The 20,559-nt window shown below is 47.3% G+C and carries 18 protein-coding genes; 11 read left to right on the top strand and 7 right to left on the bottom strand.

What is annotated here, in order from left to right; all coding sequences use genetic code 11:
* The first annotated feature begins 156 nt into the window (after positions 1 to 156).
* From JK130_RS09935 to groL, 3 genes are all read left to right on the top strand, one after another.
* The gene (locus tag JK130_RS09935) at positions 157 to 660 is read left to right on the top strand and encodes an FxsA family protein (protein WP_218354163.1); all 504 of its coding nucleotides are present in this window, start codon (positions 157 to 159) and stop codon (positions 658 to 660) included.
* A gap of 237 nt (positions 661 to 897) precedes the next feature.
* Positions 898 to 1,188: a co-chaperone GroES gene (locus JK130_RS09930; RefSeq protein ID WP_218354162.1), complete on the top strand. Its 291-nt coding sequence runs from the start codon at positions 898 to 900 to the stop codon at positions 1,186 to 1,188.
* Between the two features lie 33 nt (positions 1,189 to 1,221).
* Positions 1,222 to 2,868, top strand: a complete 1,647-nt coding sequence (gene groL, locus JK130_RS09925; RefSeq protein ID WP_218354161.1) for a chaperonin GroEL — start codon at positions 1,222 to 1,224, stop codon at positions 2,866 to 2,868.
* Between the two features lie 60 nt (positions 2,869 to 2,928).
* Here groL and JK130_RS09920 read toward each other — a convergent pair whose 3' ends face one another.
* Both JK130_RS09920 and efpL read right to left on the bottom strand, forming a co-directional pair.
* Positions 2,929 to 4,056: a serine hydrolase domain-containing protein gene (locus JK130_RS09920; protein WP_218354160.1), complete on the bottom strand. Its 1,128-nt coding sequence runs from the start codon at positions 4,054 to 4,056 to the stop codon at positions 2,929 to 2,931.
* 253 nt (positions 4,057 to 4,309) lie between these two features.
* Positions 4,310 to 4,885 (bottom strand): elongation factor P-like protein EfpL, encoded by a 576-nt coding sequence (gene efpL, locus JK130_RS09915; protein ID WP_218354159.1) that lies wholly within the window; start codon positions 4,883 to 4,885, stop codon positions 4,310 to 4,312.
* Positions 4,886 to 5,149: 264 nt separating this feature from the next.
* Between efpL and JK130_RS09910 the strand changes: the two genes are divergently transcribed.
* Together JK130_RS09910 and ppiC are read left to right on the top strand one after the other, a co-directional pair.
* Positions 5,150 to 5,710: a DUF4136 domain-containing protein gene (locus tag JK130_RS09910; RefSeq protein ID WP_218354158.1), complete on the top strand. Its 561-nt coding sequence runs from the start codon at positions 5,150 to 5,152 to the stop codon at positions 5,708 to 5,710.
* Between the two features lie 95 nt (positions 5,711 to 5,805).
* Entirely contained in the window at positions 5,806 to 6,081 is a 276-nt protein-coding gene (ppiC, locus tag JK130_RS09905; RefSeq protein WP_218354157.1) for a peptidylprolyl isomerase PpiC, read from the top strand.
* Between the two features lie 77 nt (positions 6,082 to 6,158).
* Here the strand turns inward: ppiC and JK130_RS09900 are convergent, their stop codons facing one another.
* Genes JK130_RS09900 through JK130_RS09890 form a run of 3 tightly spaced genes read right to left on the bottom strand, consistent with a single transcriptional unit; the run spans position 6,159 to position 9,878 of the window.
* A complete protein-coding gene (locus JK130_RS09900) occupies positions 6,159 to 8,369 on the bottom strand; it encodes a xanthine dehydrogenase family protein molybdopterin-binding subunit (protein WP_218354156.1) in 2,211 nt (736 codons plus the stop codon).
* Positions 8,359 to 9,381, bottom strand: a complete 1,023-nt coding sequence (locus JK130_RS09895; protein WP_218354155.1) for an FAD binding domain-containing protein — start codon at positions 9,379 to 9,381, stop codon at positions 8,359 to 8,361. The genes JK130_RS09900 and JK130_RS09895 overlap by 11 nt, the downstream gene beginning before the upstream one ends.
* A complete protein-coding gene (locus tag JK130_RS09890) occupies positions 9,378 to 9,878 on the bottom strand; it encodes a (2Fe-2S)-binding protein (RefSeq protein WP_218354154.1) in 501 nt (166 codons plus the stop codon). The genes JK130_RS09895 and JK130_RS09890 overlap by 4 nt, the downstream gene beginning before the upstream one ends.
* A 503-nt stretch (positions 9,879 to 10,381) precedes the next feature.
* Here JK130_RS09890 and speA point away from each other — a divergent pair.
* On the top strand, positions 10,382 to 12,295 hold the full coding sequence (gene speA / locus JK130_RS09885; protein ID WP_218354153.1) for a biosynthetic arginine decarboxylase: 1,914 nt from the start codon (positions 10,382 to 10,384) through the stop codon (positions 12,293 to 12,295).
* Positions 12,296 to 12,316: 21 nt separating this feature from the next.
* Here speA and JK130_RS09880 read toward each other — a convergent pair whose 3' ends face one another.
* On the bottom strand, positions 12,317 to 13,420 hold the full coding sequence (locus tag JK130_RS09880; RefSeq protein ID WP_246587756.1) for a serine hydrolase domain-containing protein: 1,104 nt from the start codon (positions 13,418 to 13,420) through the stop codon (positions 12,317 to 12,319).
* Between the two features lie 224 nt (positions 13,421 to 13,644).
* On the opposite strand from JK130_RS09880, the gene JK130_RS09875 reads away from it, so the two are divergent.
* The 3 genes from JK130_RS09875 to JK130_RS09865 are packed head-to-tail and all read left to right on the top strand — an operon-like array spanning position 13,645 to position 16,395.
* Complete coding sequence (locus JK130_RS09875; RefSeq protein ID WP_220099525.1) at positions 13,645 to 15,045, top strand: DNA-3-methyladenine glycosylase 2 family protein; 1,401 nt, start codon at positions 13,645 to 13,647, stop codon at positions 15,043 to 15,045.
* 7 nt (positions 15,046 to 15,052) lie between these two features.
* The gene (locus JK130_RS09870; protein WP_218354151.1) at positions 15,053 to 15,502 is read left to right on the top strand and encodes a methylated-DNA--[protein]-cysteine S-methyltransferase; all 450 of its coding nucleotides are present in this window, start codon (positions 15,053 to 15,055) and stop codon (positions 15,500 to 15,502) included.
* A gap of 2 nt (positions 15,503 to 15,504) precedes the next feature.
* Positions 15,505 to 16,395 (top strand): DMT family transporter, encoded by an 891-nt coding sequence (locus JK130_RS09865; protein ID WP_218354150.1) that lies wholly within the window; start codon positions 15,505 to 15,507, stop codon positions 16,393 to 16,395.
* Position 16,396: 1 nt separating this feature from the next.
* Here JK130_RS09865 and JK130_RS09860 read toward each other — a convergent pair whose 3' ends face one another.
* Positions 16,397 to 17,818, bottom strand: a complete 1,422-nt coding sequence (locus JK130_RS09860) for a sensor domain-containing diguanylate cyclase (protein WP_218354149.1) — start codon at positions 17,816 to 17,818, stop codon at positions 16,397 to 16,399.
* Positions 17,819 to 18,019: 201 nt separating this feature from the next.
* On the opposite strand from JK130_RS09860, the gene glmU reads away from it, so the two are divergent.
* Both glmU and JK130_RS09850 read left to right on the top strand, forming a co-directional pair.
* Positions 18,020 to 19,384 carry a bifunctional UDP-N-acetylglucosamine diphosphorylase/glucosamine-1-phosphate N-acetyltransferase GlmU gene (glmU, locus tag JK130_RS09855; RefSeq protein ID WP_218354148.1) on the top strand — a complete coding sequence of 455 codons (1,365 nt, stop codon included), beginning with the start codon at positions 18,020 to 18,022 and terminating at the stop codon, positions 19,382 to 19,384.
* A 139-nt stretch (positions 19,385 to 19,523) separates the two neighbouring features.
* Entirely contained in the window at positions 19,524 to 20,546 is a 1,023-nt protein-coding gene (locus JK130_RS09850) for a Gfo/Idh/MocA family oxidoreductase (RefSeq protein ID WP_218354147.1), read from the top strand.
* The last annotated feature ends 13 nt before the right edge of the window (positions 20,547 to 20,559 follow it).

Below are 20,559 nucleotides of genomic sequence, written 5' to 3'. Positions count from 1 at the left end.
AGTAAACATCAGATTCTTTCACAAATGTAGGCATTAGGTTAGCAAATCATGACCGGGTTCAGGGAGTTATTCGTATTGATTGTATTAAAAGATTGAGATAGTCAGGTTTGCCCCAACTTTGACTATGTAAAGTTTAAATTGTTTGAGGAATGCGATTTGCGTATTTTATTTTTATTGTTTGCTATTTTACCCATCATAGAAATCGCGATACTGGTTAAAGTCGGCGGAATAATTGGCGGTTGGAATACCATCGCACTGGTTATTATCACGGCATTTATCGGCGCTTATATGGTGCGGCGTGAAGGTTTGCAAACGCTGCAAAAGGCGCAGGCGAAAATGCAGCAAAACGAGCTGCCCGGTAGTGAAATGGTTCAGGGGCTTATGTTGGTGGTGGCAGGCGTGTTATTGGTGACCCCTGGCTTTATGACCGATATTATAGGGATGCTTTTTGTTTTTCCTGGAAGCCGCCACTTTATTGCCGGACACATCTCAAAGCATATGAAAACTCGGGTTGTTGCCGGGGCAGGCTTTGGAGGACGGGGGCCATTTGAGCAGCCACAAAGTCCCTTTTCGCAAAAAACTGACGATAAAGACGGCGATGTATACGAAGGCCAGTACACAGATAAAACCGACAGTGATAAGAACAACCGACTGCGCTAAGCCCCTAAAAATAAAATAATTCCGTTCGAGTGAGGGCGGGTGGTTGGCAGAAGCGAAAAAAATTGTATTTTTTAAACCACCGCCCCTTGAGTTTGTTTCGCGTCTCCCCCATTTATCCTCGCAGTATGAAGTTTGAGATGGGTCCAACACCCCTCTCTTATAGTAAATGACGTACATATCTGATGTACGTCTGACATAACTAACATTTAATCGTTGGAATTTTCAGGAGACTTGAAAATGGCAATTCGTCCTTTACACGATCGCGTAATTATCAAACGCGCAGAACAAGAATCAAAATCGTCAGGCGGCATCGTTCTGACAGGTTCTGCAGCAGAAAAATCAACACGTGGTGAAGTTATCGCAGTAGGTAACGGTCGCATCCTTGAGAACGGAGACATTAAAGCTCTGGACGTAAAAGTGGGCGACACCGTTATTTTCAACGACGGTTACGGCGTTAAAACTGAGAAGCTGGATGATCAGGAAGTTCTGATCTTAAGCGAAAGCGACATTCTGGCAATCGTCGAGTAATCAACCGTTAACCGTATTTAGAGGAATTTAAACATGGCAGCTAAAGAAGTACGTTTTGGAGATGACGCCCGCACAAAAATGTTGAAGGGCGTTAACATTCTGGCAAATGCAGTAAAAGTTACCTTGGGTCCTAAAGGCCGTAACGTCGTATTGGAAAAATCATTCGGTGCGCCAACCATCACTAAAGATGGTGTTTCTGTAGCCAAAGAAATCGAGCTTGAAGACAAGTTTGAAAACATGGGCGCACAGATGGTTAAAGAAGTTGCGTCTAAAGCTAACGACGAAGCAGGCGATGGTACTACTACCGCTACTGTTTTGGCGCAGGCGATTGTAACTGAAGGCCTGAAAGCTGTTGCTGCGGGCATGAACCCAATGGATGTTAAGCGCGGTATCGATAAAGCCGTTATTGCCGCTGTTGAAGAGCTTAAAGCATTGTCTACCGACTGTGCCGACAGCAAGTCTATTGCTCAGGTAGGTACCATTTCTGCAAACGCAGATGAAGTGGTTGGCCAAATCATTGCCGAAGCAATGGAAAAAGTGGGTAAAGAAGGCGTTATTACGGTTGAAGAAGGTCAGGCTCTGCAAAACGAGCTTGAAGTGGTTGAAGGTATGCAGTTTGACCGCGGTTATCTGTCTCCTTACTTCATCAACAACCAGGAAAACGGTACGGTTGAGATAGACAACCCGTTCATCCTGTTGGTAGACAAAAAGATTTCTAACATCCGTGAACTGCTGCCTACACTTGAAGGTGTAGCAAAAGCAGGTAAGCCGCTGCTAATCATCGCTGAAGATGTTGAAGGCGAAGCACTGGCGACACTGGTTGTAAACAACATGCGCGGTATTGTGAAGGTTGCTGCGGTTAAAGCCCCAGGCTTTGGCGACCGTCGTAAAGCAATGTTGCAAGACATCGCCATTCTGACTGGCGGTACTGTTATCTCTGAAGAGATTGGTCTTGAGCTTGAAAAAGTACAGCTTGAAGACTTAGGTACAGCGAAGCGTGTCGTTATCAACAAAGACGAAACAACAATTGTTGATGGTGCAGGCGATGAAACTGCCATTGAAGGTCGTTGCACGCAGATCCGTGGTCAGGTTGAAGAGTCTTCTTCAGACTACGACAAAGAAAAACTTCAGGAGCGTTTAGCTAAACTTTCTGGCGGTGTAGCCGTGATTAAAGTTGGCGCCGCGACTGAAATGGAAATGAAAGAGAAGAAAGACCGCGTTGAAGATGCTCTGCACGCAACTCGTGCAGCGGTAGAAGAAGGCGTAGTCCCTGGCGGTGGTGTTGCACTGGTACGTGCGGCAGCGAAAGTTGCTTCGCTACAAGGCGAAAACGAAGACCAGACTCACGGCATTAACTTAGCACTACGTGCTATGGAAGCGCCACTGCGTCAAATCGCCAGCAATGCGGGTGCAGAATCTTCTGTTGTTGTTAACGCCATTAAAGGCGGCGAAGGTAACTTTGGTTACAATGCAGGTAACGACACGTACGGCGATATGCTGGAAATGGGTATTCTTGACCCAACTAAAGTAACCCGTTCAGCGCTGCAGTTTGCCGCATCTGTTGCCAGCCTGATGATCACCACCGAAGCCATGGTAGCCGACGTTCCACAGGACGACGCACCAGCAGGCCCAGATATGGGCGGCATGGGTGGAATGGGCGGTATGGGCGGCATGATGTAAGCCACCTAAGCTCATTGCTTAATAAAAAGGCGCTTCTCGAAGCGCCTTTTTTTGTGTCTATTATTCCGAGGTAGCTTTTGGGGGTAAAAGCAGGTCAAGGAATTTTCCTACAACAGGGTTTTTATGAACCTCAGCGGCAGTAAGGGTATTGATATCGGTTCTAAGCCCATCGGTGTTACCCAGTATCACAAGCGTTAATCTGGCATCAGGTATTTTCACCAGAAAGCCGGCATAGGCGTCGGGCCACCAGCCGCTATGCCATACCACTTTGTGTCCCTTCCAGTTTTGAACGAACCAGCCATAGGCATAGGGGGCAGGTTCGCCGTTCGCTTCGATAGGAGGCGTCCACATTTTTTTGCGTTGTTCAGAAGATAAAATCAAACCCTGGTCCAGGGCGATGGAATAACGGGCCAGCGTCTTCACACTGGCGATGATACCTGAGCTGGCATTAAGTTCAGGGTTTGGAAGGGGCGAAGGTGCCAGGTTGTCAGACTGCTCGGGCGCATGACGAAATGGCGGAGCTAACTGGGTAAGCGTGGTGCCGCCGTTGGGATCCCTCCAGCCTGCCGCGATGTGCTCCAGCTTTGCAGGGGCAAGTACGTAATGATGCATCCATTCACGCCAGGATTTATCGGTATTTTCTTCTACCCAATTTGATAAATGACCGAATACCACCGGGTTGTAGAAAAAAGAGGTATCTGGGATGCCTTGGACACGGTGTTGCAGCACCTGGCGCAGGGTGATTGCAGCATTACAATCTACCGCAGGAATCTGTTGGCCATTATCCAGGGTTCCTCCCCCAAAAATAATTCCGCTATTGGCCAGCCATTTACAGCGTTTGTGCCAGTCACTCAAGGTGGTAAAAGGCGTATCAAGATCGATTTTACCCTCACTCTCCATGGCCAGTAAGGTAGCCCCGGTAAATGTTTTGGTAATGGAGGCGGCCAGGTAGGTGGTATCGGCCGTCGTAGGTTCTTCAGCATCGTGGTCCTGCCAACCAAAGCCTTTGGCATAAATAATCTTATCGTCTTTTACGATGGCGGCCGACATACTAAGTACCGAGTTTTGCTGTCGAAACTCGGTCAAATACTGTTCATATTTATCGATTGCAGTATCAATAGGCTTGGCGGTGAGCGATGGAGCCACAGTAAAAGTCAGTAACGCAGTGATAAAAGACTGTATTTTCATAGAGGTGTCCGTTTTAGTGTGGTACAGAAGAAAAGTTCTGCTTACCAGTGAACCATTGAAAATTAAGCACTGTTACCATAACGGTATTACATTAAAATGTGTACAAAAAATGTACTTTTGATAATTGCTGAAGATACGCCCGGAACTCGGGAGAGTATGAGTGCCAAAGCAGGTATAAAGGCATTAACCAATAAGAGCAGGACACTGCCCTTATTGGGTTTGAAACCACGGCATGTGGAAAGAAAAGCGTTAACTAGTGTTTTTCACCGCGGCTTTGAAACTTACGTTCTTCTGTGTTGATTTTCACCCATTCGCCGGTACTGATGTACTCAGGTACTTGTACTACCAGGCCGGTAGACAAGGTGGCGGGTTTTGTTCGAGACGTCGCCGATGCTCCTTTTATGGAAGGATCGGTTTCTATCACTTCAAGCTCAACGCTTATTGGTAAGTCTAGTGCTACCGGCGCGTCACCAACAATTAACACCTGAATGCCATCGGTTTTTTCATTGATAAACAGCGCTTCATCGGCAATGCTTTCCTGATTCATGTGATAAGGGGTGTAATCTTCTTTATCCATAAATACAAACTCTTCGCCATCCATATACGAAAACATTGCTGGACGGCGAACCAGGTCGGCCATCTCCAGCATGTCTGAATCTTTGAAGGTTTCGTCAAATTTCGAACCTGTGACAACATCGTACATACGCATACGATAAATACTGCCACCGGCACGCCCTTGCGGCACAGAGCGCTCAATGTCTCTGACAATACAGGTTTTACCCTGATATACGATGGTATTGTTTTTCTTTATCTCACTAGCCTTCGGCATGATATGTCCCTGCAATAAATCACCCGCCACACAGGCAGAGTGTTCCAAATTAAGAATGCTATTCTGCGCTATTTACCCGCGATTCGGAAGCCTCGGGAGCAGCTTCTGTTTGGAAAAAGCGTAAAGCCCCCCAGCGTATTGCGCAGGTTTTGCTACTATGGGTAGGATTTATTCAGATATCGCCTGCCTGTTTTTAATGCTTAGCGATCCTTATTGCTGGTGCTGACCGTTAAAAAACCATTGGTTTCTTTTTTTGATTAATTTATGCATTTACTTAAAACACCATTTCATTCAGTTCGCTTGCTTATCGTGGTTTTCGTTTCCTTCGGTTTGTTAGCGGGGTGTGCTGCCAATAAACCTGATATCAGTGTGAACGAAGAGGCAAACTTTGCGGCTATTAATACTTTTTATGTTCAGGCCCCGCTAAACTCGGTCAACGCTAATCTGGAAAACCACATAACCACGGCAATTACCTCGGTGCTTCAAAGCAAAGGGATGCAAACTGCCAGTAAGGAAAAAGCAGATGTAAACATTGGCTTTTTTCCTTCGACCGGTCTCGACAAAGACGGAAAGTCGGTTAGCCTTGGTTTAGGCACAAGCATTTTTGGCAGCATGACCGGCTTGTCACTGGGCGGTATTTTTAGTGTTCCTTTGGGCGAACAGACCACCCAGTATCAAAACCTTCAAATTGATGTAGTTAAAGACGGCGTGTTTGTTTACAGCGCCAGCGGACGTATAACACTTGATGCACAGGACAGTATTGCAGTGCAGCAGGAGCTGACTAAGCTGGTGCGTAAACTGCTGGAATCTTACCCGGTGAAATAGGCCGAGATTAAAAAGCTGATAAGCCTTACTGTGCGTTCAGCCTCTTAATTACGCTACAATAAGCGTATAACGACACATTATATTGAACAAACACTATGAGAGCATCAGCACTGCATATTCTGGTGAAAACTGAAAAAGAAGCACTGGCTTTGTTGGATCAGCTAAAAAAAGGCAAAGATTTTCGGGTGTTAGCCAAAAAGCACTCCACCTGCCCGTCGGGTAAACGTGGGGGTGATTTGGGTGAATTTCGGCGAGGTCAGATGGTCAAACCATTTGATGATGTGGTATTTAAAAAAGAGTTGTTAAAGGTGCATGGGCCGGTAAAAACCCGCTTTGGTTTTCATTTGATTAAGCCGTTGTACCGCAGTTAATGCAAACTCTGCTTTAAACAGGATCAGTTTTTTAAAGTGCAGCAGCTTATATAGCCACTGCACTTTAAAAAATAAACTTACAACTGTGCCATTACTTTGTCGGGTGTAATCGGGAAGTCACGTACCCGGGCACCTACGGCATCGTACACCGCGTTGGCGATGGCCGCGCCCGAGCCGGTAATACCTAACTCACCAATACCTTTACTGCCTAGCTTACACGCTTTGTAATCGGGTTCTTCAATAATATGCAACGACACATCACCAATATCTCTATTTACCGCAAAGTGATATTCAGCAAAGTCGCAGTTTACAAAACCTCCGTCTCTTGGGTCTTGTTGTAACTCCTCAAACAATGCGTAGCTGGCACCCCATACCATGCCGCCCTTTAATTGCGACCCGGCGGTTTTATGGTTAAGGATACGACCTGCTGAAAAAGCACCGTGTTGTCGGATAATTCTGACCTCACCGGTGACCGTATCCACCTCAACTTCAGCAAAGTGCGCGGCGCAACTGTACTGCGCATAGTTGTCGTTACCCTCGTCGGGGGCAACGGAACCCTGCGCCGTTAACGCGTTGTTTTGTGTATTGCCGAGTAAATCAGAAAGACTATGTTGCTGCTCAGTATCGCCTTTACCAAAAATCACCAGGTTGTCATTTAACTGAACCAGCTCATTACCTTTTGCCAGGCCGGCACATTCGCTTAGCTTAAGCGACAGCGCTTCACAGGCGTTAAGAACTGCGGTACCACTGCTGGATGCGCCAAACGAACCCCCTGAACCCGAAGAAGCAGGCGAGTCGCTATCGCCCAGATTTATCGTGATACGGTTAGCATCTACATTGAAATGTTCAGCCACGATTTGGGTCAAAATAGTGTAGGTTCCGGTACCGATGTCGGTCATATCGGTACGCACCACTAACTGCCCGTCATTTTGTAGCGTAATACTGGCTTCACTGGGTACAATCATGTTCATACGCATGCCCAACGAAACACCAAAGCCATTTTTCTTAGTGCCTTTGGTGGTGTGTTGCCGCTTTTTCCAGCCAAACTTTTCAGCGCCTTCAAGCAGGCACTTATCCAGATTATTGGTTGAAAAATCAGCCCCGGTAATAGGGTGCACAGGGGCAATGTTATTACGTCTGAAATCTACCGGATCAATTTCCAGTGAACGCGCTATCTCATCTACCGCAGCTTCAAAGGCCAGCGAACCGATGGCGTCGCCCGGCGCGCGCACTGAATCGAGCATGGGCGAGTCGACCACTTTTACCCGATGTTTACTGTCGATAGCTTCAGCCTGATAGTTGACCCGGGCAGCTACGCCAGTTCCTTCGGCAAACGCATAATCTTTGGCCATTGGCATAGCACTGTGATGTTGCACGCCGCCCAGTTTACCGTTTGCATCAGCGCTGAACGCCATTTGTTGAATACTCATGCCGCGGTGCGGAGCATTATGAAATACCTGCCGGCGCGTCATGGCTACCTTAACCGGCCGCTGTAAATGCAGGGCTCCAATACTGGCTAAAATAGCATCATTATGCAGGCCAAGCTTCGATCCAAAGCCTCCCCCCACAAACGGACTTTTTACCCGTATGTTTTCTTTGGGTAAGTTGAAGGTTGAAGCCAGACAATCTACAGCACTGGCCAGTATTTGCACGCTGGTATGCACCGTCAGGTTGGTGCCATCGTAGTTGGCGATACTGGTATGTGGTTCCATGGCGGCTGAAACCTGGTTAGGCGTGGTGTAGGTCATGTTGAAGCGCTGACCGCTGCTTAATGCGCTATCAATGTCGCCCAACCCCGCATCGGCTTCATAACCGCCATCGATGCTTTCAGGGGCTACCTGAGCCTCGCTGTGTTTAGTCAAAAGGCTGATAGACGCAGGTTCAATAGTGAAGTCTATCAACTGGCCTGCATAGCGCGCCTGCTCCAGAGTGTCGGCGACCACCAGCGCTACCGGAAAACCGGCATAGCGAATTTTATCTTCGTTTAACATGGCCCGACTTTGACCAAAACGCTGTGTGTCTTCAGGTAAGCCAAATGGTTTTTGGTCGACTGAATTTTTATAGGTGATGACCGCGTGCACACCTTCCTGCGCTTCGGCTTTTTCGGTGTTAACGCGTTTTAAGGTACCACTGGCAATATCAGCACCTACAATCCAACCAATGAGTGGCGCTCTATCAAACAGGTTTTCACCCGCATAGGTGGCTTTGCCCTGAACTTTTAACCGGCCATCTACCCGGTTAGCGGCGGCACCTATACCATAAGGGTTTGAGGATGTATTAGCGGGCATAAATTGCTCCTTCATGCTCTGGATGTTGATTTTGGTGCTCGCTTGCCTGGGTTAATACATGCACCAGCGTGCGTTTTAGCATGGGTATTTTAAAGTCGTTATAACCCGAGCCTTTGGCTGAGCTAAGTTCAACATCGGCGGCATGTTCAAACAGCTCGGTGGTGGCAGATTTGCCCCGTAAGTACTCTTCGGCGGCCTGAGCATGCCAGGGCTGCGAACCCACCCCGCCAAAGGCCAGATTGATATCACTAATGATGCCGTCTTTTACCTGCATAGTGCACGCCACTGATACCAGCGCAAAGGCATACGAAGACCGGTCGCGTACTTTTTGATAAATATGCGTGCCCCGTGGTGTTTTATCGATACTTACTGCGGTAATAAGCTCATCAGCACCAAGGTGGGTTTCGATGTGCGGAGTATCGCCAGGCAATCGGTACAGTTCACGAACTGGAATTTGACGGGTTTCGCCGTTTGCATTACAGGTATGTACCGTCGCGTCTAACGCGGTCATTGCGGTCGCCATATCAGACGGATGAGAGGCAATGCAGTGCTCCGATGTGCCCAGAATGGCATGGTTACGATTAAAGCCATTGATGGCAGCGCAACCTGAACCCGGTTTACGTTTATTGCAGGGTCTGGTGGTGTCGTAAAAGTAATAGCAGCGTGTACGTTGCAGTAAATTGCCACCCGTCGTTGCTCGATTGCGCAGTTGTACAGTCGCCCCGGCTAATAAAGCTTGCGAGAGCAAAGACAACCCTGGTTGCTGGTAGGCATAATCGGCAAGCTCAGTGTTTGACACCATGGTGCCAATAGTCACCTGCTGTTCTGAATCAGTAATATCATAGGCTTGTTCAAACCCGGAAAGATCGATAATTTGATCAGGGCTTTCAATTTGATGTTTCATCAAATCGACCAGGTTGGTGCCACCTGCTAAAAAGCGGCTATGCTCAAACGATTCAACCTGAACTAAATCGTGCTTTTTATGTAAGGGAAAAACAGCGAAAGGCTTCATTTAACCTCCTGACTGTCATCAGTACTACTAACAGCATCAATGATATGGGGATATGCGCCGCACCGGCACAAATTGCCGCTCAAGCGCTCTTTTAGATCTTCGGTCTTGGTGTGGTTGGGGTCAAACCACAAAGTCGACGGTCGATTTTTTTTCAGCTCCTGCTGCGCCGCTACGCCTGAACAAATCTGGCCACTGGTACAAAAGCCACACTGAAACGCATCGTTGTCGATAAACGCCTGTTGCAACGGATGCAGTTCCTCACCGTTAGATAATCCTTCAATTGTGGTGACCGATTTTTCGGCTAACTGAAAGGTTAAAAGTAAACATGAGTTCATCCGTTCGCCGTCTACAAGTACGGTACACGCGCCGCACTGGCCGTGATCACATCCTTTTTTAGCGCCAAATAATTGTAAATGCTGATGCATAAAGTCAAGAAGTGTGGTGCGCGGATCGTCTGGCAGCGCATGGGTCTGACCGTTGATGGTAATACTGGACATGCTGGTTTCCTTGTTTATCAAGCCGAACACTGTCTGGTGGTGCCTTTTGAACAGGCAGACAGTGCCAAATTTTTCACAGACATCAGAAGGTAAACAAAAGGACTGCCTTGCTCTTCTGTAAAGACACAGGCGTTTTGGGAAAACGCACAAAGATTTTGATGACGTTTTTGCTCATACGGGCAAACGGATGATAAGTTTACTTAATATCCGTCTTTACGATAGATTCTTTGCAGGCTGAACTATCGCTGAAAATATGTGTTTGTCGCTAACAGTAGGTAATTTAACTTAAATTTCGCGTGTTTTAGCGCGGTTTCAGTGAGGGGGCGGGTTGCAAAAGGAAATAAGCCTAGTCCATGCCCTGGCTTATTCAGTATAAGTTAGCAGATTAACTGAATATAAAACCATAGCGTCATAGATGTACGTCGCTATAATACGCACAACAATCTTATTTTAAATGAACGGGCTTAATAGTTAGCCCGCTTTACCTTATTGGAGTGGTAACTTTGTCTGAGTGGAGCATCGAGGAAGCTGAGAAATTATACGGCGTATCTCGCTGGGGTGGTGGCTATTTTGAAATTGGCGAAAATGGCAATGTTCAGGTTACCCCGGTATTGGATGACAAAAGCATTCGCATTGATTTTCAGGCGCTGATAAACGAAATTCGCGAAGAAGGGGTGCAGTTTCCGGTGGTGGTACGTTTTCATGACGTACTGCGCTCACAGGTTGCCAGCCTGAATACCAACTTTCGGGATATTATAAAAGACGCCGAATATCGGGGTGAATATCAGGGTGTCTATCCTATAAAAGTTAACCAGATGCGAGAGGTTGTCGAAGAAATTGTCGATGCGGGCGCGCCCTATAATTACGGGTTAGAAGCCGGCTCAAAAGCCGAACTTATTACCGCACTGGCGTTAAACATCAACGAAGACTCGTTAACCATTTTAAATGGCTACAAAGACGACGAATTTATGCGTCTGGCTTTATTAGGCAGAAAGCTAGGCCGTAAAATGGTGGTCGTGGTCGAAAAATATACCGAACTGCTGTTGCTGGTGAAAGTGGCCAAAGAGCTAAACATTGATCCCATTATTGGTGTACGTGCCAAAATGACAGTAAAAGGTCGGGGCAAATGGGAAGGGTCGGGGGGCGAACGAGCCAAATTTGGCCTTACTATTGCCGAAACTATCAAAACCGCACGATACCTTGAAGAAAATGGCATGGGCCATTGTCTTAAACTGTTGCATTTTCATATCGGCAGCCAGCTGACCGACATTCGAGCCGTTAAAGAAGCCATTAGTGAAGGCGCACGTATTTATGCCGACCTTTACAAAATGGGCTTTGAACTGGACTATGTTGATGTAGGCGGAGGTCTGGGTATTGATTATGATGGCAGTGCCTCCACCAATGACTCGTCGCGTAACTACAACATGCAGGAGTATGTGGCTGATGTAGTTTACGGCATGAAAGAAGTGTGTGATTTGGAAGGGGTGCCGCATCCAAATCTGGTTAGTGAAAGCGGCCGGGCAATTACCGCTCATCATAGTTGTGTGGTAACAGAAATTGTCGGTGAAATTCGCTCTAACAGCGCTGAAATTGATACCGAACGTGCCGACAAAGAACATGTTTTTGTTAAAAATATTCGTGAGCTTGAAGACGACTTTGACCAGCAATCAAGTATGCAGGAAGTGTACAACGATGCGTCTCAGTACAAAGAACAGGCGCTGGATGCGTTTAAACTTCGGGTATTAACCTTAGAAGAGCTGGCAAAAATTGAAACCATTTACTGGCGTATTATGGTGCGCCTGAAACAGTGGTGCGCGACCCAGGATTATGTACCAGAAGAGCTACAGGAGCTTGACTATAGTTTAGCCTCTCAGTACCTGTGTAATTTTTCGGTGTTTCAGTCGGCAGCAGATACCTGGGCTATCGATCAGTTATTGCCGGTAGTGCCCTTAACCCGGATGAATGAAAAACCTGAGGTTAACTGTACGCTGGTGGATATAACGTGCGACAGCGACGGTAAAATTGATCAATTTGCGGTGGGCCGGGAAATTACCGATGTGCTGCCTATGCACAAGCTTAACGCTGGTGAGCACTATCATGTCGGGTTATTTTTAACCGGAGCTTATCAGGATGTGATGGGCGATATGCACAATTTGTTTGGCCGCTTAAATGAAGTGCATATTTACAGTCACGATGACGACCCCCAAGACTTTTACATTGAAGAAGTGGTTAAAGGCTCGTCGGTGCAAGATGTTCTGAATATCATGCAATACAACCCGCGGGCTATGGCTTATGATGTGAAAAAGCTTATCGATAAGCAAATTTCGGCGGGCAATATTATGCCCCGTGAAGGGGTACGCTGGACCGACTTTTACGAAGACTGTCTAAGTGGTTATACCTACCTGAAAACCAGCTAGTTAACGATGCAGACTGAAGGTTTATTTGCCTTCAGCCTGCTCATAATAACGCTTCCAAAACTCAGCGGTGGTCGAGTTAATCATATTTGACTCGGCGTTCATCAGCATGACATAGCCGGCTTTAGCCTTCGGGTCGAACGCCACATCAGCCCGGTACCCTTTTACCCAGCCGCCATGATAATTAAGAGTATGGCCTTCAAATTCATACACCCGCCAGCCCAAACCATAATGCGCATTTTTTAAGTACTGTCGCCAACCGCGCCGGTAGATTTCGCGGGTAGTGCGTACTCGGGGCTCAGTAATATACTCAATAAGCTCAGGTGGCACTACGGTAGGAAACTCACCCAACATGGCCTGTAAATAAATGGTCATATCATTAATGCTGGCATTTACCCCAGCGGCCGGCGTAAACCGATAATAGTTACTTTCAACCATGCTTTTGCGCCATTTATCGCGGGCTATAGCAATATGGGGGCTGGCCCAGCTTTGGGAGGCCATTAATGCGCCTTTTCCGGCGCTGGCGTTATTCATGCCTAACGGCGTAAATAACTGTTCCTGAATTTGTCGATGATAAGAGGTGTTCTGGCTCACCAGATAATATTCAATGGCCCCGAATAATGCGTTTTGGTAGGTGTAGCATTGCCCGGGAGCACAAATGGGCTCAAGCTCAGACAGCTTATCTAAAACCCTATCCAGCGGATAATCTGCTTCAATAAGATTGTCGTAGGCATTAGGCATAAAACCACTCGACTGGCCGCTGATATGCTGCAGTTCAAGCTGATCCATGCCGACTCCTTTGAACGGAATTTGCGGCACCAGTTCGTTAATGTTCATGTCCCATTGCATAACATCGCGCTGAACCAGCTTGGCCAGTAACAAAGCGGTAAATGTTTTTGACACCGACGCTAACCGAAATACGGTGTTTTTATTAATACGTTGGCCCGAACTGGCTGTACGACCATGCACATAAACTTTCGGGGTTTCGCCTTGTTGATAATAAACAAACGCATAGCCCGGTACGTTGTATTTGTTGGCCTGCGACTTTACATAGCGGGCGTAGTCGTCAACCCATTGCTGTGTTTTTGCCTGAGCCGAACCTACAAAAATTGAACAGCCAAAATACAATAGAAGCCAGCAAACAGGGCGAATACACAATTTCAGCAAATGGGCTCCAAAGAGGTTTGATATACTGAACTGCGATCAGTATAAGGTCGTTTTATGCAAAGTATTATGCGTATGGGCCGTCTTTTAATCAACCGCCGAGCGTATTGTGAGTTCCGATTTTGTCGTATCTCAGGTTAAAAACTGGTTTACACTGAAGGCGTGTTTACGTTTAAAAGTGAACTTACATGACAGCCTTGCTCAATAATACCGAGTCGTCAAAACAGACTGAAATTTATCGTCAGGCCCGTTTAAGCCGCGATCCGCGTTTTGACGGTATGTTTTTTGTTGCAGTAATGTCTACTCATATTTTTTGTCGGCCAATATGCCCGGCTCGCCTACCGGCAGAAAAAAATGTCCGGTATTACACCCACGCTGTACAGGCCATGGCCGCCGGATTCCGACCTTGCTTACGTTGCCGCCCTGACAGCGCGCCCGGCTCCAATGCCTGGCAGGGTATCGACACCACGGTATCGCGTGCGGTGCAATTGTTGATAGCATTGCCTGCTCAGCGTATCGATCAGATTGCAAAGCGACTAGGAATAACTCCGCGTTATTTACACCAGTTAGTCACCCGGCAGTTGGGTTTAACCCCAAAAAAGCTGCAACTTTACCAACAATTGCTGTTTGCCAAACAATTGTTACAGCAGTCTGAGCTCAGTGTTACCGATGTAGCCTGCGCTTGTGGGTTTCAGTCCGAGCGCCGGTTACAGCATTTAATGCAACAACAGTGGGGGCTAACCCCTAATCGCTTAAGGAGAGCTTTGCCTGTGTCACCTGATGCATCAAGTACCCAACTATTTTTAGCCTGTCGCACGCCTTACAACTGGCCCCAGGTTAAAGAGTTTCTTGCCGTGCATGCTCTGCCTCTGGTCGAGCAGGTAACCGCAGACAGCTACGCCTTAACGTTTAGCTGGCATAACAGTGCCGGGTGTCTGAAAGCCACGTATGATGCGCAAAAAAATGGCTTTAATGTGGCTATCAAGATAACCGATTTACGCTTTATTCAACCGGTGATGCGCAATCTGGCCCGGGTGCTTGATGTAAATGCAGACCCGCAGCTTATACAAAAAGCGCTGGTTGCTGCCGGAGTTCAGACTGATCAGCTGGTTGAAGGTCTTCGATTGCCGGGTACCTGGAGCTACTTTGAAGCCGGTTGCCGAGCCGTACTGGGCCAGCAAATATCGGTAAAAGCCGCCACCAATTATGCTAATCAGCTAATAGAAAAAGCCGGTCAGAAAAATCAGTTTGGCTGGGTTTTTCCTTCGCCAGCCGCGGTGGCCAATATGCCATTAGAGGCGTTGAGATTACCCGCTTCGCGACAAACAACGCTGCGAACATTGGCCCGCGCTTTTGAAAATCATAGCGACATCCCTTCTCGGTCAGAACTGCTTGCCTTAAAAGGCATCGGCCCCTGGACCTGTGATTACATGCAAATACGAGGCGCGGCCCATAGTGATATTTACCTGAACAGTGACTTAGTCGTTAAAAAGGCAGCCAGTAAGCAAACTATCATTCCCGATGCAGCAGCGCCATGGCGAACATACTTAACGCTGCAGTTGTGGGATATTGCGGTTAATCAGATATAGGTGCGACATGTATAGTCAATGTTTACCCACCCCATGTGGAACAATAGTGGTTAAAGCTTCCGGTGAAGGTCTGCATTGCGTGGCGTTTACCACGCAACCGGTTGAAACCAATGCGAATCAGCATACCCGCGCGGCGGTCAGACAGCTGGGCGAATATTTTGCCGGTACCCGACAACAATTTTCTTTGACGTTAGCCGCTGCAGGGACCTCTTTTCAGCAGCAGGTATGGCAAGCGCTACAGAATATCGCGTATGGACAAACCGTAAGTTACGGCGACATTGCCCGACATATCGATAATCCTAAAGCCGTTCGAGCGGTAGGTATGGCGAATGGACGCAACCCATTAGCTATTGTGGTGCCCTGCCATCGGGTTATTGGTAGTAATAAAACATTAACAGGTTATGCAGGTGGTCTGGAACGCAAAGCCTTTTTACTTAAACTTGAAGGAGCTTTATAGCTATGCCCGCAAAAGAAATTGCCGCTTTGTTAATGCTTGCAGCCATATGGGGCGGGTCATTTATTTTTATGCGTGTCGCGGCGCCTGAGTTCGGAATTTTTGCGTTAGTGGAAGTGCGCACCGTATTAGCCACCCTGGTTTTATTACCGGTGTTATTACTACGGCGTCAGGCCGCCGATATACAACGCTTTTTTTGGCCTATTGTGGCTATTGGCGCAATAAATACAGCCATTCCTTTTGTTTTATTCAATTTTGCCAGCCTGCACCTTGAGGCGGGTGTCAACGCTATTTTAAATGCCACCGCGCCCATGTTTGGCGCCATGGTTGCTTATGTGTGGTTACAAGAAAAACTTTCTAAGGTCGCCGTGTTGGGTCTTATTCTGGGGTTTATAGGGGTTGCTATTATCAGCGAACAAAAGCTGCAGGGGGGGGAACTGTCGATGTTGCCTATTTTGGCTGCTTGCGGCGCAACCGCCTGTTATGGGTTAGCAGCATGTATGATGAAACGTTATTTACAAGGCGTAAAACCTTTGGCAGTTGCAGCCGGTTCGCAGGCGATGGCGTCGATACTTTTGTTACCGCTGGCTATTGCAACCTGGCCTGAAGTGTCACCTTCTGCTTATGCCTGGATAAATGCTATCGGATTAGCGGTAGGCGGTACCGGCATTGCCTATTTATTGTATTTTCATTTAATTGGCGCAGTGGGTCCGTCAAAAGCCATTACCGTTGCCTACCTCGTGCCACTTTTTGGTATTTTTTGGGGGTTGGTTTTGCTTAATGAAAGTGTGTCTTTGCAGGCGCTCATTGGCGGCGGTTGTATTTTGCTGGGGGTGGCCATGACCACCGGATTGACCCGCCTGTTTGCCAGGCGGGGTTTTGCGCCGGGTAAATAGCTTAGCTAATAAGCTGAACCCTGACAATATTACGCCCATCTCGCTGTGCCTGATAAAGCGCATCTTCGGCATGGGCAGTCACCTCGTTCATAGGGCGGGGGGTCGCGGTATAAGACACCCCAATAGAGGCGGTAAGTTTTAGTTGCAGGGCTTTATCAATAGGCGGCAGATTTGACATCCCTTTACGCAATTCCTCAGCTTTTTTACGCGCTTCGTGAGGGCCACATTCAGGCAGTAAAATGATAAACTCTTCACTGCTCCACATTCCCAGCACATCTTTGTTTTTCAACTGTGATTGTAGATATTGCACCACATGCTGATGTACGTCATCGCCCGCGGCCCGGCCGTAGGTATCGTTAATAATCGTAAAGTTATCAATGTTTACCAGCGCCACGCTTATGTATTGATACGCTTTTAACAGCTTATTGTAGTCGTTTTCAATGGTGATGCGATCAGGTAACCGCGCTGCCGGCGGTATCGAAATTTCACGATGAATATCACGGCGAAAATAAGACAGTACGTGGTAAATCAGAACAAACAAGGCAAATACCACCACCAGCAAACTGACCACAGAAAAGATGAATCCCTGAGAAATTTCAGCCTGACGCTTTTCCAGCGGGCTTAACAAAAACACGGTCCAGTCGAACTGGTTAAGCCCCATCTCTGCAATCAGGTACTCCTGCTCTTCAATGGAAACCAGGCGGTTGTTAAGGTCGCGTCTTTGGCGTACCTCTGCCGGCAACTGAGCAAACCAGTCAAGCTCTGACAAGTTAGTAAAATCTGAGTATTCGGCAATAAGAGAGGCCTCGGAAGACAGCATTATATCGCTGTTTTCATCAACAATAATAAAATCATAGCCATATTCTTTTTTGTATTCGTCAAACAGCTCTAAGAAGCTCGATAAGCTTTGACCTACACCAAAAAAACCTAAAAATTTGCCGTTGTCATCAAAAATTTTGATGTCGATATAAAAGTGGGTGTCTTCCCATTTACCAATGTCGGCCACTGCTTTTTCGGGCCGGTCTTTATATTTAAAGTACCAGCTAACCTGACCTTCAATCAGCGGGATAACCATACCGTCAGACATGTATTGCATACGCTCTTTTTCACTGGCTAAAAAGAACACCAAATCAAATTGCTGTTCCATACGCTCAAGTACACGCAGTACCTCATTGCCGTTTAATTCGTCCTGATCTAACAAACGCACTAATTCTTGTGAGTGGCCTAACGCCTCGGCAGTATGCAGCGGTTTAAGCAGCTCGTTAACAATCAGGTTGATGGCCGGAGATAAAGATTTTTGTTGGGCCCGGCTTTGCTCAGCCACTATTTTGGAAATACTAAAGTGAACCAGCGTCACAATGGCCAGCACGACAACAAAAAATAGCAGCAAAATACTACGATGAAGGGTTCTGAAGGCGTTCATTCGGTGCATGCTCCTTTGCGTGCGATAAATATCTTAAGAAGAAGGCTTGCGCAATATAGCCGATTAGAACGCCAACCACTAGGTGGACCGGTAAATTAAACAAAATACGAGAATCACCGTATCTATCGCTGACTCTGACTCTTGGCTTAGTTACACTAGGCCTGATATCAATTTATTACTAACAGAAGTTAAGGAATTTACATGTCGTTTTCTGTGGTTGTTCTGGCTGCGGGTAAAGGTACCCGTATGAAATCTGCTTTGCCCAAAGTTTTACATAAGGTTGGCGGGGTGCCCATGGTGCAGCGGATTATTAATACCGTAGAAACAATGCAGGCCAGTGCGGTTCATTTGGTTTACGGACACGGCGGCGATCTGCTTAAGCAGCAGATACACGGTAATAACCTTAACTGGTGTTTACAGGCCGAACAGCTGGGTACGGGTCACGCGGTTCAGCAAGCAGCAGATGCCATTACCGATAACGAGGATGTTTTAATTCTGGTGGGAGATGCACCGCTTATTCGACAGCAAACCCTGGAACGACTGGTTGCGGTCAAACAGCAGTGCGACCTGGCGTTGCTTACGGTAAAACTTGACGACCCTACCGGTATGGGCCGCATTATACGTGGCGATGATAATAATATTACTGCCATTGTAGAGCATAAAGACGCCACCGATGCCCAACGCAAAATTAATGAAATAAATACCGGCATGATGATGATGAACGGCGCTGATCTTAAGCACTGGTTAAAATCGTTAAGCAACGACAACGCTCAGGGTGAATATTACTTAACTGATGTCATTGCAATGGCCGCGTCGCAGGGCAAAACGATTCAGGCTGCTCATCCCGACGAAGTCGTTGAAACCGAAGGTGTAAACAACCGGATTCATCTGGCCAAACTAGAGCGGGCGTTGCAGCGCTGGCAGGCTGACGAATTAATGACTGGTGGCGCGACTCTGGCCGACCCTGCCCGTATAGACGTACGCGGTAATGTTACCACCGGTAACGATGTCTTTATTGATATTAACTGTGTATTTGAGGGTAAGGTTACACTGGGCAACAATGTACACATTGGTCCTAACTGTGTTTTAAAAGACTGTCATATTGCAGATAACACAACTATTGAGGCGCAGACTTTAATTGATGATGCGCAGGTGGGTGAAGCCTGTACCATTGGACCTTTTGCCCGTTTGCGGCCAGGCTCAGTCATGCACAAAAAGGCCAAAGTAGGTAACTTTGTTGAGATGAAAAAGTCGACCCTGGGCGAAGGCGCCAAGGCCAACCATCTTACTTACCTTGGCGATGCAGACATTGGGCCCAACGCCAATATAGGGGCCGGTACCATTACCTGTAATTACGATGGTGTGAACAAATCAAAAACGGTAATTGGCGAAAATGCCTTTATTGGCTCAAATTCAGCGCTGGTGGCGCCAGTAGAAATTGGCAAAGACGCAACCGTAGGCGCCGGTTCGGTCGTTACCAATAAAGTTGAAAACGGTGCGCTGGCCATCGGGCGGGCAAAGCAGCGTAATATCAGCAACTGGCAGCGTCCGCAAAAGAAAAGCTGATAAAAAATATTACTAATATATTCTGGCCCGGCTAATTTTTTACCGGGCTTTTTTAATTCTTCAGGTAAGTTCTTTTGCGCTGCAGCACCTATGCTGTGGTAATTCGAGCCTTTTTCCACTTCTGCACAAAAGGTTATTTATGCTTAAAACGTTACTCGTAGGCTTTGGTTTCTCAGGCCAGACCTTTCATTTGCCTTTTATATCGCATTTACCCCAATACACCCTGTGTGGGGTAGTATCTTCACGGCCGCAGGCGGTACATAACGTATTACCTGAAATGCCCGTTTACACCACCCTTGAAGATGCTTTAGCCCAGGCACAGCCGCAACTTTGCATCATTACTACCCCTAATCACTTACATTTTGCCCAGGCTGAGCAATGTCTTGCCGCCAATAGCCATGTGCTGGTAGAAAAGCCGTTTACGCTTAGCGTAGCCCACGCCAAAGCCTTATGTGAACAAGCTGAGCAACAGCAGAAAACACTGCATGTGTATCATAATCGCCGCTATGATGGCGATTTTCTTACCTTGAAAAAGCTGATAGCCGACCATCGGTTTGGACAAATCAAACGTATGGTGAGCCGGTTTGACCGTTTTCGGCCGGTCCCCAAAGACCGCTGGCGCGAAAACGCCGGGCCGGGTGCGGGGATTTTCTGGGATTTAGGCCCGCATCTGCTGGACCAGTGTGTACAACTGTTCGGTATGCCCTACGCACTGCAAGCTACCATCAAAACACTACGCGAGCGGGGACAAAGCGACGATTTTTTTGATATTACTTTGTTTTATGAAGATCACATGGTTGAGGTAGGCAGCTCGCCGTTTCAGGGAGATACCACCTTACGATTTGATGTGCAGGGTACCGCCGGAAGTTATCGTAAATATGGACTGGATCCGCAGGAAAATCAGCTCAAAAGTGGTATCCCCTTAGACGCAGAGAGTTTCGGGGTTGAAAGTAAAGAAAGTTTCGGTAAGTTTTGTTTTGAAACTGATTTTGATCTTGTTGAGACTGAAAAAGGTAACTATGTAGGGTTTTATACCCAATTGGCTAACGCGATATTAGCCCAGCAAATGTCCCCGGCAGCAGCGGTTGGCGTGGTTCCTGTTATAAAGCTTATCGAACTTGCGATACGCAGTAATGCAGAGGGCCGACGGATCGAGCTTTAAAATAGTTTGTCTG

This window comes from Alteromonas lipotrueiana, from assembly GCF_019249245.1.
GTDB classification, from domain to species: Bacteria; Pseudomonadota; Gammaproteobacteria; order Enterobacterales; family Alteromonadaceae; genus Alteromonas; species Alteromonas lipotrueiana.
This window is presented reverse-complemented; position numbering and strand designations above follow the sequence as displayed.